The following is a 15,819-nucleotide window of genomic DNA, read 5'->3' on the forward strand; positions in this document are numbered from 1 at the left end:
CACCGGATTGCATTTTTCGATTAAAGTTAAGGGTTTACAGGCCCCGCGCCTGCCCCGTCAGCCAACAGGATAGACCATGAGCACCACCCCACCTGGCGACAAGCCGGACTACAAGCCCACCCTGAACCTGCTGGACACCCCCTTTCCAATGCGGGGCGATCTGGCCAAGCGGGAGCCGGGCATGCTGCAGCAGTGGCTGGAGCGGCAGACCTATCAGCGCATCCGCAAGGTCGCAGCGGGTCGCCCCAAGTTCATCCTGCACGATGGCCCGCCGTACGCCAATGGTGAAATCCATATGGGTCATGCCGTCAACAAGGTGTTGAAGGACATGATCGTCAAGTCCAAGACCCTGGCTGGCTTTGATGCCCCCTACGTGCCGGGCTGGGATTGCCACGGCCTGCCGATCGAGCACAAGGTAGAAAAAGAGCACGGCAAGCTGGCGGACAAGGCGGCTTTCCGCGCGCTGTGCCGCAGCTATGCCGAATCGCAGATCGAGCTGCAAAAACGGGATTTCGTGCGACTGGGCATCCTAGGCGATTGGGGCAACCCCTACAAGACCATGAATTTTGCCACCGAGGCGGCCATCATCCGCACGCTGGGCAAGATCTATCAAAACGGCTATCTGGTCGCAGGCAAGAAGCCGGTGCACTGGTGTGTGGACTGCGGTTCGTCACTGGCAGACGCCGAGGTGGAATATGAAGACCGCACCTCACCGGCCATCGACGTGGCGTTCCGCGTGGTGGACGAGGACCGTGCCAAACTGGCCGCGGCCTTTGGTACATCGCTGGGTGACGAAGCAGCCTATGCCGTGATCTGGACCACCACGCCGTGGACCCTGCCCGCCAACCAGGCGGTGAGTGTGCACCCGGAACTGACCTATGACCTGATTGCCACCCCGGCTGGCCTGCTGATCCTGGTACGAGAACTGGCTGAAGCCGCCATCAAGCGTTACGGCTTTGAATCGGTGGAAGTGGTGGGGCAAGCCAAGGGGCAGGCGCTGGAGCTCATCCGCCTGCAGCACCCCTTCCTCGATCGTACCGTACCGCTGATCCTGGGGGATCACGTTACCACCGACGCCGGTACCGGTCTGGTACACACTGCACCCGCGCATGGTCAGGAGGACTACGTGGTGGGTCTGCGCTACCAGTTGCCGATCGACAACCCGGTGGGCGGCGATGGCCGCTTCCTGGACGGCACCTGGCTGGTGGAGGGCCGCAGCGTAATGGAGGCCAACCCGCTGATCGTGGATGTGCTGAGCGAGAAGCAGGCGCTGCTGTGCCACGCCAAGCTGCGCCATAGCTACCCGCATTGCTGGCGGCACAAGACACCGATCATCTTCCGCGCCACCAACCAGTGGTTCATTGCCATGGACAAGCCGGTAGCCGATGGCAAGACCTTGCGCGACAAGGCGCTGGCCGCCGTGGACGAAACCGAGTTCTTCCCCGGCTGGGGCCGTGCCCGACTGGAGGCGATGCAGAAGAATCGCCCGGACTGGTGTGTATCCCGCCAGCGCTTCTGGGGCGTGCCAATGGCCATGTTTGCCCACAAGCAGACCGGCGAGCTGCACCCACGCACCCCGGAGCTGCTGGAACAAGTCGCACAGCGGGTGGAACAACAAGGCATCGAGGCCTGGTGGGCGCTGGACCCGGTGGAGCTGCTGGGCAGCGATGCCGAGCACTACAGCCGTCTGCCAGACACACTGGATGTGTGGTTTGACTCCGGCTCGACCCATGCGGCCGTGTTGCGCACTCGCCCGGAGCTGCAACGCAGCGAACGCCACCCGGCGGATCTCTATCTGGAAGGCTCCGACCAGCATCGTGGCTGGTTCATGTCGTCGATGCTGACCGGCTGCGCCACCGATGGCCACGCCCCTTATCGCCAGCTGTTGACCCACGGCTTTCTGGTGGACGGGCAAGGCCGCAAGATGTCCAAATCACTGGGCAACGGTATCCTGCCGCAGGAAGTGTTTGATACGCTGGGTGCCGACGTGCTGCGGCTGTGGATTGCCTCTACCGACTATTCGGGCGAGATGTCGCTGTCGAACGAGATCCTGAAGCGGGTGACGGAAACCTACCGCCGCCTGCGCAACACCCTGCGTTTCCTGCTGGCCAACCTGACGGACTTTGACGCCAGCCAGCACAGCGTGCCAGTGGCGCAGATGCTGGAGATCGACCGCTATGCGCTGGCGCTGGCCGAGCGCTTCCAGAATCAGCAGATCCTGCCGGATTATGACCGCTATGTGTTCCATCATGCTGTATCATCCATCTCGGTATGGTGCTCGGAGGACCTCGGCGGCTTCTATCTGGACATCCTGAAAGACCGGCTGTACACCAGCGCGCCGACGTCGCTGGCACGCCGCTCTGCGCAGACCGTACTGTGGCATCTGGCACATAGCCTCACCAAGCTGCTGGCACCGATCACCAGCTTCACCAGCGAAGAAGTGTGGCAATCGCTAGGCTACCGCGACAGCGTGTTCGAACACCTGCACCACACCTTCCCGGCGGTTGCCGATGCGGATGTCCTGCTGCAGCGCTGGGAACGGGTGCGCCAGGTTCGCAGTCAGGTCAGCAAGGAGCTGGAGCAGCTGCGCATGGATGGCAAGATCGGCGCATCCTTGCAGGCCGAGGTGACCTTGCATGCCAGTGGTGACACCTACGCCGCTCTGGCGGCACTGGGCGACGACCTGCGCTTTGTGCTGATCACCTCCAGCGCGCAAGTCGTGCAGGCCGAGGGTGAGCTGCGCATTGAGGCGCACGCCACCCGCGAGCACAAGTGCGAGCGGTGCTGGCATTACCGCAAGGATGTCGGCCAGCAGGCCGCCCATCCACACCTGTGCGGGCGTTGCTTCAGCAATCTGTACGGTCAGGGAGAAACCCGTGAGCATGCCTAAACCACGCCGCTTTGTGGCCTGGCTGGCATTGTCCCTGCTGGTCATCGTGCTGGACCGCTGGAGCAAAAGTGCCATCTTGGCCCACTTTGTCGATTATGAGCGGGTGACTTATACCTCGTTCTTCAATCTGCACCTGATGCATAACCCGGGTGCGGCCTTTGGTTTGCTGGACGATGCCGGCGGCTGGCAAGTGATCTTTTTCAGCGTACTGGCACTGGCGGCGGCAGGCCTGATCCTGTGGCAGCTGTGGCTGCATGCCGACCGCTTCCGCTACAGTCTGGCCTTGGCCTGGATCATGGGTGGTGCGCTGGGCAACGCCTACGACCGGGTGACCCGGGGGCAGGTGGTGGACTTTCTGGAGTTCCATTGGGGCCCGCACTTCTGGCCAGCGTTCAATATTGCTGACTGCGCCATTGTCGGCGGCGCAGGGCTGCTGATCCTGGACAGTTTTCTGCACAAGCCCGCCAAGGCACAAGGGGCGTCTTCATGAGTGAAGCCCGACAGATCATCCTGGCCAACCCGCGAGGCTTCTGTGCCGGGGTGGATCGCGCCATCAGCATTGTGGAGCGGGCGCTGGAAAAGTTCGGCGCACCCATCTATGTCAAGCATGAGGTGGTACACAACCGCTTTGTGGTGGATGGCTTGCGGGCCAAGGGTGCCATTTTTATTGAGGAGCTGGATGATGTGCCGCCCGGCAGCACGCTGATTTACAGCGCGCACGGGGTGTCGCAGCAGGTGCGCCGCGATGCTGAGGCACGCGGGTTGACCATTTTTGATGCCACCTGCCCGCTGGTCACCAAGGTGCATCTGGAAGTCCGCCGCCTGCGTGAGCAAGGCTTTGAGATTGTGATGATCGGCCACGCCGGCCACCCTGAAGTGGAAGGTACCATGGGCCAAAGCCAAGGCGGCATGTATCTGGTGGAAACTCAGGCGGATGTGGCACAGCTGCAGGTGGGCACCCCCGACAAGCTGGCTTATGTCACCCAGACCACCCTCTCGGTAGACGACGCCCGCATCATGGTACAAGCCCTGACCGCACGCTTCCCTGGCATCGTTGGCCCCAAGAAGGACGACATCTGCTATGCCACGCAGAACCGGCAGGATGCCGTCAAACAATTGGCCAGCCAGAGTGACCTGATCATCGTGATCGGCTCCCGCACCAGCTCCAACTCCAACCGGCTGCGTGAAGTGGCGGTGCAACTCGGCGTACCCGCTTATATGGTCGACAACGCCACGGAGTTGCAAGCCGAGTGGCTAGCGGGCAAGGCTCGCATTGGCGTGACGGCTGGCGCATCGGCACCGGAAGTGCTGGTCGAAGGCGTGGTTACCCGCTTGCAGGCGCTGGGGGCGAATCAGGTCGAGACCTTGCGCACGGTGGAAGAGAATGTAGTGTTCAACCTACCGAAGGGTTTGTAGGTCCAAATGGCTATTCGCAATAAAAAACGCGGGCTTTTGCCCGCGTTTTTTATTGGTGACATGGCTATCAGTTAGCCCAATTACCACTGTTCACCGAGCCACCTTTAGTACCAGTATTGTTTAACGTGAGCGTACCATCGCTGCTCTGGGACAAAGTCGCAACCGGCGTGGCCGTCACAGTGTAACTTGCCGGGCTTGTAGCATCAGCGGCGCATGCAACCGTGTAATAAGAAGCCGATGGCGCAGATACTCCGCAGTTAGCGCCATTCTTGTAGGTTCCATTCACGGAATAGAATCGTTCCATATTGGCCGCATAGTCCAGCAACAGCCGCTGTGCATCTGTCCGGCGACTCTTCACAACGTGCCGTGTATAAGCAGGATACGCCACCGCAGCCAGGATGCCGATAATGGCCACTACAATCATCAGCTCCACCAGGGTAAATCCGGACTGACGTACTTTTTGCATAGGGATCAACTCCTGTTGCCTGTTAGGTGACGGGGCACACAATGACTTGGCTTTGTACCACGGCCCCTTCATTGGCGTCCAGCGTGCCGGCTGACGCATTGAGAGAACTGTATGCCTTGGCGGTTACTGCCCAACGATAGCACGAAGTACTGGGAAAGCGCCCCGAAGCCGTGAACGAACCGATGGGCTCTACCACATACCGCCCTGCATTGGTGACCGCCACCGGTGTGACCCCAGAGGTGACAGACCATGCGGTCACAGGGCTGCTTACCGGTCCAGTAAGCACATTCAACCCTTGGGCATTGGTCAAACAGTTCCATGATGTGGCGCAGCCTGTCTGGCGCAGCGCCATTTCTCCTTGTCGCAGTGCCTGCTCAGCACGCTGAATGGTCTGGCTACGCTCCCGGTAATCTCCGGATGCGCGCTCACCGACGACGACACCACGCATGCTGCCCATAACCAGCAAAGTCACCACCAGCAGCATGATCAGGGTCACCGCCATGGTAAAACCCTGTGACGCACGTAACTGTATAGGACGGTTCTTCATGCTCAGCTCCGGTTACGCATGGCCACGGTAGTACGGAAGATCCGGTACACCTTGCGGTCTGAGGTCGAGGCGGCAATATTGCCTCCGGTACAATTTGTAAATGCTGTCGGGCGTGACACCGCCATCGCAGTTTGCTCACTGCGCAATACGGTACAAACACGTACCGCAACAATGCGAGCCCCTGCAGTGGGAGTCGAGGTATAACTGTCTGGTATGCAGTCTGCCGCAGTTGCACACTGATACGAAGAGGCAGCACCGGTATTGTTGCCTGTATCCACACCGTACTGCAGGTTGAAATCAACCACTTCAACACCACGGCTAGTACCCGAGGCAGCTGCCACTACCCAGTTGGTAGTGGCTGCCGTACCATTGTTGTAGGTGCAATTCAGACCCGTCGAACTTTGGGCAATAGTCACACTGCGGTTAGTGCCACTCGCGGCCTCAACGGTACCGTTGCACCCAATCTGGTTTACCGCATCCGTATCAAAAGTGAATGTAACTGAACTTGCCGTAGAAACCGATGCGTTGATCGACTGGAACGGTGTCCCATAGACGGGGCTACTTCGATATCCTGCCTGCAAGAGCAAACGACTGCTGATACCCATCACAAACCGGCCATCCTCTGCCAGACGGGATTGCATTTCCTGCACCCGACGGCTCGCACTGGTGGAGCTGTAGATCTGACCCAGTGCCAGGATAACTAATGACCCCAAGGTCAAGGACACCATCAGCTCTACCAGTGAGAAGCCACGCTGCATCAAAACTTGCTTCATAGCCGCCCCTCTCATTCCACCACCGCCACATAGGTTTGTGCACCCATGCTGTTGGTCCAGGTTACTGTCACGGTATAACGCCGGTAATTGTCGCCTGTAGCCGCATTGGTTATCGAAATGTTGGCAGCGGGTAACTGGCTCTGGGCATCACCCAATGCCGTTGTATAATCCGAATACGCCACAGTACCGGATGCAATAGGTGTGGTGTAATTTGGCAATGTCGGCCCCGTCGATACGCCGGATTGGGCGACAATCGGTGAGCGGTTGGCGCGGATACTGTCAGCCAGGCTGTTGACCACGTCCGCTGCAATGCCCTGCTCATAGGCATTGCGGGCACTGTTCAGCGCACGAGTCTGCGCCCCTGCCAAGCCAAGAATACCCACCGCCAGAATCAGGATCGATACCATCACTTCCAGAATGGTAACACCCGACTGCCGGGATACCGGGGTACGGCGTAAATGACGTGCACTCAGCATGCGGCACCTCCTGTCGAGCGCGTCACCCTACCCGTTGTCAGGACAATGACGCGACGAATCTCGGTTCCCTTTGAAAAGCAAAGCGTCGTTGCATTGCTGGTTCCCCCTAAAACGGGGGAATACACCACCGATCCCGTGGTTCCTACCATGGTCAACCCCTGATTGGCCGTGTGGCGGGATACCACCCCAGTTGAATTGAGCACAATCCAACCGCCGCCCCAGCCGTTGGCATTATTGCTGCAAGCAGTAGCTGTGTTCGGACTGGACGCCGCGCATACGGTGTACTGACGACGGTAACGGATGGCATCCAGCCGGGCTGCGACCAGATCATTGGTCAGCACCTCGGCAGTAGATGACACCCGTGAGCCATTGATGAGGCCGATCATGCTGGGCACAGCGATGGCAGCGATAATCGCCGCCACCGCCAGCACAATCAGCAGTTCGACCAGACTGAAACCGGTCTGACGTTTCATGCCCTATCCTTTTACTGAATCAGTTCCCGCCAGGTCACACGCTCGACCGAAACATTGCTCGGCGGCGTGCCCGGGCGTGGAGGTGCACTAACACATGTCCCGACTGTACAACCTGTCACCAGGCTACCACCGCTACCACCGGGGACGCCGTACGGTACAGAGTTGCCGCGGCTGACCCCACTTGCTGCAGCCCCCGTTCCCAAGCCTGCAAAGATCCCTGAGATATTGCTGTCACGCATCGCAACTGAAGAGCCGGCATTACCCAATGTACTGCCTGATCCATTCAGACCATCTACATTCTTGATCAGGCTCTTGGCATCCACCTTGGTAATCTCACCCGGATAATAGCCCAAGTGAGTAGCGCTGACATAGCGGCTGTTAGGCGTGAGAGAGCTGAAGCTTAATTTGTCATCCACGTTGGCATAGCCATCCTTCTTGATCTCAAGAAAGCCCGCCTTGGGTTTGCCGCTGGCTGGATCGACACCATACATATACCCATCGCCCCCCGCCGCGCATTGCGAGCTGGACACCGGCAAACCGGAGCCAAAGATGGCCACATCAAATTCACCATCATAATACGGTGCCCCTGCCAAACGTTCTCCGGTACCCGGCAGATCGATATACCAGCCCTTCTTGGGGCTTGATCCGGTCAACGGCACGGCAGTATCCGTGCTGGTTTTATACTCACCGGGTACACGTGTCGTGTCTGATACGGGTACGGTGACCACCTGTGAATACATGCTCTGCTGTTGCAGATTCGCTCGAGTGATGGTTGTAGAAGCATTCAGGGTAGACATGTCATCCAGCACACCGTAGAGCGTCTGCACCGTGTTATCAGTCTTGTCTCCGGGGTACACAAAACGTCCCGTACCAAACGAGATCATATTGCCAATCGGATTACTGGTATCTGGTGCACCGTTGACATCCACACCAAATACCGGGCTAATGATGGGCCGGTGCATGATGACCTGATCCTGACTAGACCCATTCTGCGCCTTGAAAAACGGCACATCATCGGTTTTCCAGTTGCTGTTGACGTCGCTGCTCAGGTTAAAACGCCACAAGTTACCCTTATTGTCACCCGCATAAATAAAATCAACCACACCATCGTTGAACAGATCCAGCCCTGCCGGCGCACCCAGTGTCAGGTTTTTGCTGTAATCCGTAGGGCTGCTTGGCAAGGTGATCTTGCGGATTAGTGCTCCAGTGGTCAGATTGACCACATACAATGCCGCCGAGTTATTGCTGTCTACGCGAGCAGTTTGCTGCGAGGAATCATTGCTGTTGTTATCCAGCCCCGAAGTAAAGATGGCTGCCGGTACTGCTTTATCCGTAGTATTGGTCCGTACAGTGGTAATCAGTGGGCGCGCAAACTGATAACCCATTGAAATATCATGCCGGTCGGTAAACTCCCATTTCACGGTAGTAGACGGGCTGGATTCGGAGAACTGGCTCATGCTGGTCACGTCCAGCGCAAACATGCCCTGACCACCCTGCCCCATGCCGCCCAGCATGTAAGTGCGCCAATTGCCGGCAGAAATGCGGACGTCCGAGATCTGCAGTTGACCATTGACAAAGTAAGTATGCGGGTGAGCACTGGCCACCTGCCCGTAGGTAGTCTCTTTTAATTCGCCCAGATTATAGTACGATTTGGAAGGGACATAGGCCATGACCTCATCCATCGGCGTCACCGTGCCTGAGTTCACCGTGCCGCCATAAAAACCATGCAGCATGCCGTCGTTAGCGCCTACAAATACCATCCGGCGGTTGGCTTGTGCCGTCTTGAATGCCGTATAGTCAGTCTCATTGGTCTGCCCATCCGGATTGGCCACTTGCGCCGGGACGTTATCAATAATATCCCCCAGCAACTTGATGGTAGTACCGTCGGTGCGGGAGCGGAAGCCAGAAATGCCCTCTTTGCCACGGACAAAATCGACGACATTGCCACGAATGGTGTCATTCGCCCCCAAGGCTCCCCAGTATTGCTCGCTCAAGGTAGACGATGTACTTTGGACGTTAGAGGAACGGAAGGCCAGCGGTGTGGTCGCTGCCGTGCCATCATTGCCATTCACCATGCTGCTCAACACCACCCGTCCACTGCTCCACCAGGTGTTTCCGGCCGCCTTGGCACTCAATTTGGCCGATGCACTGACCCCAGCAAGGCCTGTTCTCAGGTCTGAAATACTTTGCAGCAGCACATCCCCTGTCCAGCGGCTTGGGCCATCCGGCGACGGGTTATACAGCGGGCGGTAGGCAATGCCAATATTCGGGTCGGCGCTGGAAGCCCCGCCCGCCACACCACGTGCATTGGAGACCTGACGACTAATGTCATTCACCGCATTGGACAAAGCCGCCGTCAACTCGGCTTGCGACTGGGCAGAATACACCTTGCCCCCCGCATCCAGCGCGGCCTTCTCCAGCCGCTTGTAAGCAGTAGAACTGGTATTACTGAAATCGACACCAAAACCGACGGTATAAGTCACCAGATTCTGTTTCAAATAATTCGGATCGTTAAAGGACACCCCATCGGCGTCCGTCGCCGTGGTATTAAGAATATCCTCGGTGTACATCATCTTGCTGTAGTCATACAGCTCATTACCGGGATAGCTGGTCTTCAAGCTGTCCTGAACAGCGGTTGGGAAGGTAGCATCCTGAGTTGGCTCACCATCAGTCAGAACAATCGTGAAATTCTTCTGGCAGCGAAGGGTGATCGGGCGGGTATACGGCATGATGGGGGTAATGCTGGTAGCCGGCGTCCCTCCTGTCCAGTAGAAGGTGTTCATGCCCCGCCAGTAGCGAGTCATTTCATAGTAGGCTTCAGCCAGCGGCGTCCAGGTGTCTGGATTCAAACCGTCGATAGAATTGTTGATCGCCGTCTGATCAGCGGCCACCGAGCGCGATTTTATAACCTGCCGGATCACACCCGCCGTCGTGTTATTGTTCGGGTTAAATGCAGCCAGACCCCAGTTGAGGGCCTTGTTATTGTTGATCAGGTCTTTGGCCACCGTTTTTGCCACCGACATCCGAGTCCCCGTCCCCCCACTGGATAGTGGAATATCCTTTGTGCCCATACTCCCGGAGTTATCGATAAACAGCAGAATATTCGGCGTCACATTGGTCGACGAGTACTGTGGCAGGCTGGGGTACGGCGTAGGTGCCAGTGCGGCGTGGCTGGCGGTGCCCAGTGCAGTCAGAAGGACGGCGGTCACACAGCGGGACAGCACGGTAGGCTGGAAGCGGGCAGGGAAAGTGGCGTGGACGGCTTTCATCTCGGGCCTCATCGGTCTGGAGGGGTCGGCAGATAGTGTCTGGACTATCCCGGTTTTCTCATGACCTGCAGCTTAACCGAAAGCCGAGCTCATGACACCTGATTACCGACAAGCGTACCGTTCATCAGAATGAGCGGTAAAGTGTTCCGCTCATCGCTCACACCTGCATGAAAAAGCCCTGCGGACACTCGGCGCGCAGGGCTTCTGGTCTGACGCGTGAACCGCTCAGACGCTTTCTTGCAATTGCTGCAAGATGGCCGGGTTTTCCAGTGTGGACACGTCCTGGGTAATCTCCTCGCCTTTGGCAATGGCACGCAGCAGGCGCCGCATGATCTTGCCGGAGCGGGTCTTCGGCAGGTTGTCGCCAAAGCGGATCTCGTCCGGCTTGGCCAGCGCGCCGATTTCACTGCCTACCCACTCGCGCAGGTTGGCAATGATCTGCCGTGCTTCGTCTCCACTGGGGCGCGGGCCCTTCAGCACCACAAAGGCCACAATGGATTCACCCTTGATCTCGTGTGGCTTGCCCACCACCGCCGCCTCGGCGACCAGCGGATTGGCAACCAGCGCCGACTCAATCTCCATGGTGCCCAGCCGGTGGCCGGAGACATTGAGCACATCGTCAATCCGGCCCATGATCCAGAAGTAGCCCTGCTCGTCACGGTGCGCCGAGTCGCCCGCCAGATAGTACTTGCCGTTGTACTCTTCCGGGAAATAGGCTTTCTTGAAGCGCTCCGGGTCGTTCCACAGGGTGCGCACCTGCGACGGGAACGGACGCTTGATGACGAGGAAGCCACCTTTGCCGTTCTCCACCGGGAAACCGGCTTCATCGACAATATCCGCCTGGATGCCCGGCAGTGGCAAGGTGCAGGAGCCCGGCTTGGTCGCCACCGCGCCCGGCAGCGGGGTGATCATGTGGCTGCCGGTCTCGGTCTGCCACCAGGTGTCCACAATCGGGCAACGGCCACCACCCACTTTTTCGTGGTACCACACCCAGGCTTCCGGGTTGATCGGCTCGCCGACGGTACCCAGCAGGCGCAAGCTGCTGAGGTCGTATTGCGCCGGCAAATCGCCACCCAGTTTGATCAGTGAGCGGATGGCGGTCGGTGCCGTGTAGAAGGTGGTGACCTTGTGTTGCTCGATCATCTGCCAGAAGCGCCCCGCATCCGGATAGGTCGGCACCCCTTCAAAGATCAGCTGGGTCGCCCCGACCGCCAGCGGGCCGTACGCCACGTAGCTGTGGCCAGTAATCCAGCCCACATCCGCCGTACACCAGAAGATGTCTGCCGGTTTGTAGTCGAAGGTCCAGCGCATGGTGTTGATCGCACCGAGCAGGTAGCCCGCACTGCTGTGTTGCACGCCCTTCGGTTTGCCGGTGGAGCCGGAGGTATACAGGATGAACAGCGGGTCTTCTGCATTCACCCAGGTCGGCTCGCAGTGCTCCGGCTTGCCTTTCACCAGATCATGCCACCAGATGTCTCGGCCAATCTGCCACGGACCATCTTCATGCACTGCACGCTTGTAGACAACCACGCGCTCCACGCTGTCGCAGCCGCCTGCCGCCAGTGCCTCGTCCACCGTCGCCTTAAGCGGTACCAGTTTGCCGCCCCGTACGCCTTCGTTGGCCGTCACCACCAGCCGCGCCTTGGCGTCGATGATGCGTTCCTGCAGGCTCTTGCTGGAGAAGCCACCGAACACCACCGAGTGGATGGCACCGATACGGGCGCAGCCCTGCATCGCCACCACCGCTTCAATGCTCATCGGCATGTAGATCACCACACGGTCGCCCTTGGTGATACCGAGCGACTTCAGGCCATTGGCAAACTGGCAGACCCGGCGATACAGCTCGGCATAGGTGACACGGGTCACCGTACCGTTATCGGATTCAAAAATGATGGCCAGCTTGTTGGCCAGCAAAGGCAGATGCCGGTCCAGACAGTTGTAGGACACATTCAGCTCGCCATCGCCAAACCAGCGATAAAACGGCGGGTTACGCTCATCCAGCACCTGGGTGAACAGCTTGTGCCAGCTCAGCTGCTCACGCGCGAGCTGGCCCCAGAAGCCTTCGTAATCGTTGTTGGCCTGCTCGCACAGGGTATGGTAAGCCTCCAGCCCGGAGACATTGGCTTGCAGGCGGAAGGCGTCCGATGGCGGAAAGACGCGGGTTTCAGTCAGGACAGAATCAATGCTGCTCATTACCGTGCAACTCCCAGGTCAGAAGGATAGGAAAGCGAATCAGTGGCATGAAACTGGTGCTATTGCATTGTGCGCATGCAGCCCATGTGCTGCAATCGGATTTCATGATGACCGACTGTGGGTCACATTGATAAGCGTGCAGCATGGCCGCCTGCGGCTTGGTTGGGCGGGCTCGGGCTTCCAGCAAAGCCGCTTCGCCTGCTAAGATGGTCGCTTACACACCTTTTGCGTCCTGCCCGCCGTGGAGCTATACCAGTTACGCACCTTTGTAACCGTTGCCCGCCATGGCCATCTGACCAAGGCGGCGGAAGCACTGCATCTGTCGCAACCCGCCGTCACCGCCCAGATCAAGGCGCTGGAGGAGGAATGGGGCAGCCCCTTGTTTGCCCGTACCTCCACAGGCGTGGTGCTGACCGCGGCAGGCAAGGTACTGCTGCCGGATGCCGAACAGCTGCTACAAGCCGCCCATCTGCTGCGCAGCAAGGCCCGGCAGTTGTGCCACGAAACCGCCGTGACCTTGCGCATCGGCGTCCCCCTGCCCCCCGCCCAGTTACAGCTGGGTCTGTTGCTGCAGCTATTACGTCAGCAGCAACCGCTGCTGGAAATCCAGGTCAAGCAGCTACCGGCTGGGCTGATCCTGAACCAGGTCAGAAAGAAAGAGCTGGAATGCGGCTTCTATTTGGGTGAGAACCCCTACAGCTCCCTGCATGTGCTGCCCTTGGCCAGCATCGCCATGAGCGTGATTGCCCCTGCGGATACGTTGCAACACTCCTGGGGGCAATTACGTGATGTGCCTGCAGACCGCTGGATTGGCTATGGGCCATTCAGCGGCTATGACATGCTGCTGCAGCAATGCTGCCGTCAGCACAATCTGACACCCCACCCCAGGCTGGAGGTGGACCATGAGGCCGCCGCGCTGGAGCTGGTGATGGCAGGAGAAGGCGTGGCGCTGGTCCAGCATGCGCTGGCCGAACAAGCCGCACAGGCGGGTCAGGCGCGTCTGCTAAAGGCGCAGGCTACGGAAGCGCCTTTGCAGTTCATCTATCCGGCAGAGCTGGAGCACAGTCCACTGAACATCCGCCTGTGTCACATCCTGCGGCAACACTGGCCACCTTCGGCTTGACCGAAAGTGGCCAACGTAGCTTATACCTTGAAACGACCTACCAGCCCTTGCAGCTGATCCGCCATCCCTTGCAGATTGGACACCGCGCCGACGCTGTCCTGCACCGATACATCATTTTCCTGTGCCATGCTGCTGATGTGCTCCAGACTACGCGCAATATCATTGCCAGCCGCCTTCTGCTCTTCGGCTGCGTGAGCGATCTCACCAATTTGCGCCACCAGACGACGAGACGCCTGCTGAATGCCATCAATAGAGGCAGCCGCTTCTTGTGACAGACTCACCCCGCGATCGACCTGCTCGACGGCACGGTCCACGCCACCCACCGCCTGTGCGGTTTCCTGCTGGATGGCGGTCAGCTTCTCACTGATCTCGATGGTGGCTTGCGTGGTGCGCTCAGCCAGCTTGCGCACCTCATCCGCCACCACCGCAAAGCCCCGCCCCTGTTCACCGGCTCGCGCGGCTTCAATGGCGGCATTCAGGGCCAGCAGGTTGGTTTGACCGGCAATTTCCTTGATCACATTGGCAATCGAGCTGATGTCGCGAGCACGACCATCCAGCTTCTCAACCAGCTGCGCCACCAGTTGCATGCCTTCATTAATCCGGCTGATTTCATGCACGGTATCGCCAAGCTGACGGTGTGCGGTTTGCGTCAAGCGATCCGCCTCATCCACAGCGGAGCGGGCCTCACCGGCACTTTCTGCCACATGAGCGATGCTGACGGCGATTTCTTCCATGGCCGCAGCGGTCGCGGTAGACGCATCAGACTGTTGGTGCGAGCGTTGCGCCACCTCCCGGCTACTGCCCGCCAGCCCGCCAGCCGCACTGTCCAGTTGGCTGCTCTGGCTGGCCACCTCACTCACCAGATCACGCAGCTTGCGCATGAAGGCGTTGAATGCACTGGAAATCTGCCCAATTTCGTCGCCGGAGGTCACCGGCAGCTGGCGGGTCAGATCGCCCTGCCCTTCCGCCAGCTCACGCATGGTGTGGGTCAGCGATACGATCGGTTGTGTCATCCGGCGCAGCAGCGGCAGCAGGATCACGGCCAGGATGGCAATACTGGCCAAGGCCAGCACCACCGACACCCACATGATCTGGTTGGCCCCCCCCATCACGGCAGACAGCGGAAAGCTGACTTTCAGCGACCAGAAACTGTCGGACGTGCCAATCCGCACCGGCTGGAACACATGCACCATACCCGCATCATCAATATACTGCGCTGGCTTGCCTTGCTTGATCTGTGCCAGGATATCTGCGGACACATCCTTGGCCGGCTTGTTCATCATTGCAGCCTGCGGGTGGCTGGCATAGGCCCCGCCCGCGCTGATCAGTGCAGCATAACCACTGCCATAAGGCTTCACCTTGCTGAGGATGTCCTGCAGGGTCGCCAGCGGATAGTCTGCCCCGGACACCCCAACGAACTTGCCATCCTTCAGGATGGGGGCCATCAGGGAGGCCATCAGCACGTCCTTGCCCCCCACCGAGAAGGCGTAAGGTTCCGTGACATAGAATTGTCCGGTCTTGCGTGGCACGTAGTACCACTCGTTGCCCTCTTCTTTCTCGTAGCCCTTGACCACCTCCACCGCCAGCTGGCCCGCGCCACGGTTCCAGTAGGTCATGAAACGGCCAGAAGCATCGTGTGCAGGCTTATTGGCCCATTCGCTATCCTTGCCATCAAAACCATTGGGCTCCCAGTAGCTGGAGAGACCAATCAGCTGGGTATTCTGCTCCAGCATGCCTTTGGCCACCTCCTGCGCCAGCATGCGGTCAGTTTGGCCACCTTTCATCATGGCTTCCAGAGAGCGCGACAGCCCATTGACGGTGGAGTACGTTTGCATGAAACCAGTTTCCACATCATTGGCGTAACTACGCGCCATATCCTGCGCCGCCAGCAGCGCCGAGCTTTTGGCCTGATCCCGTGCCAACCAGGAAATCAGCGAAAATGCGATCACAAAGGTAATGGCAGCAACCCCAATGGCTGTGCCGGATATCTTGGTTCGAAGCGAAGTGTGTCGCATTAAAACTCTCCACGCGGTTTCTTGTCTTTTTGAATGTATCAGCGGCATGCCCGCCCCGACTCTAACGGGTCGTAGCAACCCCGGGAAGCCCATCCCGAGACCTTGCCTCAGCACACTCCATGCTTGCCACCCACCTCGGCTACACGCACAATCCCCAAGCCGGTGACAGTCCTGCTCA

General features: G+C 59.0%; 12 protein-coding genes. 4 read left to right on the top strand and 8 right to left on the bottom strand.

Annotated elements, in window-relative coordinates; genetic code table 11:
* Positions 1 to 76 precede the first annotated feature (76 nt).
* From ileS to ispH, 3 genes are read left to right on the top strand one after another with little or no spacing between them, the layout of a single operon-like run.
* A complete protein-coding gene (ileS, locus tag ACE3O2_RS02550; protein WP_374334699.1) occupies positions 77 to 2,890 on the top strand; it encodes an isoleucine--tRNA ligase in 2,814 nt (937 codons plus the stop codon).
* Positions 2,883 to 3,380, top strand: coding sequence for a signal peptidase II (gene lspA, locus ACE3O2_RS02555; RefSeq protein ID WP_374335515.1), 498 nt, complete (start codon positions 2,883 to 2,885; stop codon positions 3,378 to 3,380). Before ileS ends, lspA begins: the two co-directional genes overlap by 8 nt.
* Positions 3,377 to 4,306 (top strand): 4-hydroxy-3-methylbut-2-enyl diphosphate reductase, encoded by a 930-nt coding sequence (gene ispH, locus ACE3O2_RS02560; RefSeq protein WP_374334700.1) that lies wholly within the window; start codon positions 3,377 to 3,379, stop codon positions 4,304 to 4,306. Before lspA ends, ispH begins: the two co-directional genes overlap by 4 nt.
* Before the next feature lie 67 nt (positions 4,307 to 4,373).
* Here ispH and ACE3O2_RS02565 read toward each other — a convergent pair whose 3' ends face one another.
* The 7 genes from ACE3O2_RS02565 to acs all read right to left on the bottom strand — a co-directional run bounded on the left by ACE3O2_RS02565 (position 4,374) and on the right by acs (position 12,503).
* Entirely contained in the window at positions 4,374 to 4,772 is a 399-nt protein-coding gene (locus ACE3O2_RS02565) for a type IV pilin protein (protein ID WP_374334701.1), read from the bottom strand.
* Between the two features lie 22 nt (positions 4,773 to 4,794).
* Positions 4,795 to 5,274, bottom strand: a complete 480-nt coding sequence (locus ACE3O2_RS02570; RefSeq protein ID WP_374334702.1) for a hypothetical protein — start codon at positions 5,272 to 5,274, stop codon at positions 4,795 to 4,797.
* 47 nt (positions 5,275 to 5,321) lie between these two features.
* Positions 5,322 to 6,092: a PilW family protein gene (locus ACE3O2_RS02575; RefSeq protein WP_374334703.1), complete on the bottom strand. Its 771-nt coding sequence runs from the start codon at positions 6,090 to 6,092 to the stop codon at positions 5,322 to 5,324.
* Positions 6,093 to 6,103: 11 nt separating this feature from the next.
* Positions 6,104 to 6,568, bottom strand: coding sequence for a type IV pilus modification protein PilV (pilV, locus tag ACE3O2_RS02580; protein ID WP_374334704.1), 465 nt, complete (start codon positions 6,566 to 6,568; stop codon positions 6,104 to 6,106).
* Positions 6,562 to 7,041, bottom strand: a complete 480-nt coding sequence (locus ACE3O2_RS02585) for a GspH/FimT family pseudopilin (protein WP_374334705.1) — start codon at positions 7,039 to 7,041, stop codon at positions 6,562 to 6,564. Before ACE3O2_RS02585 ends, pilV begins: the two co-directional genes overlap by 7 nt.
* Before the next feature lie 11 nt (positions 7,042 to 7,052).
* Positions 7,053 to 10,310 carry a pilus assembly protein gene (locus ACE3O2_RS02590; protein ID WP_374334706.1) on the bottom strand — a complete coding sequence of 1,086 codons (3,258 nt, stop codon included), beginning with the start codon at positions 10,308 to 10,310 and terminating at the stop codon, positions 7,053 to 7,055.
* Positions 10,311 to 10,535: 225 nt separating this feature from the next.
* Entirely contained in the window at positions 10,536 to 12,503 is a 1,968-nt protein-coding gene (gene acs, locus ACE3O2_RS02595) for an acetate--CoA ligase (protein ID WP_374334707.1), read from the bottom strand.
* Between the two features lie 241 nt (positions 12,504 to 12,744).
* On the opposite strand from acs, the gene ACE3O2_RS02600 reads away from it, so the two are divergent.
* On the top strand, positions 12,745 to 13,626 hold the full coding sequence (locus tag ACE3O2_RS02600; protein ID WP_374334708.1) for a LysR family transcriptional regulator: 882 nt from the start codon (positions 12,745 to 12,747) through the stop codon (positions 13,624 to 13,626).
* A 20-nt stretch (positions 13,627 to 13,646) separates the two neighbouring features.
* Here the strand turns inward: ACE3O2_RS02600 and ACE3O2_RS02605 are convergent, their stop codons facing one another.
* A complete protein-coding gene (locus ACE3O2_RS02605; protein ID WP_374334709.1) occupies positions 13,647 to 15,641 on the bottom strand; it encodes a methyl-accepting chemotaxis protein in 1,995 nt (664 codons plus the stop codon).
* Between the last annotated feature and the right edge of the window lie 178 nt (positions 15,642 to 15,819).

It is taken from the genome of Leeia sp. (assembly GCF_041909055.1).
Lineage (GTDB): Bacteria > Pseudomonadota > Gammaproteobacteria > Burkholderiales > Leeiaceae > Leeia > Leeia aquatica.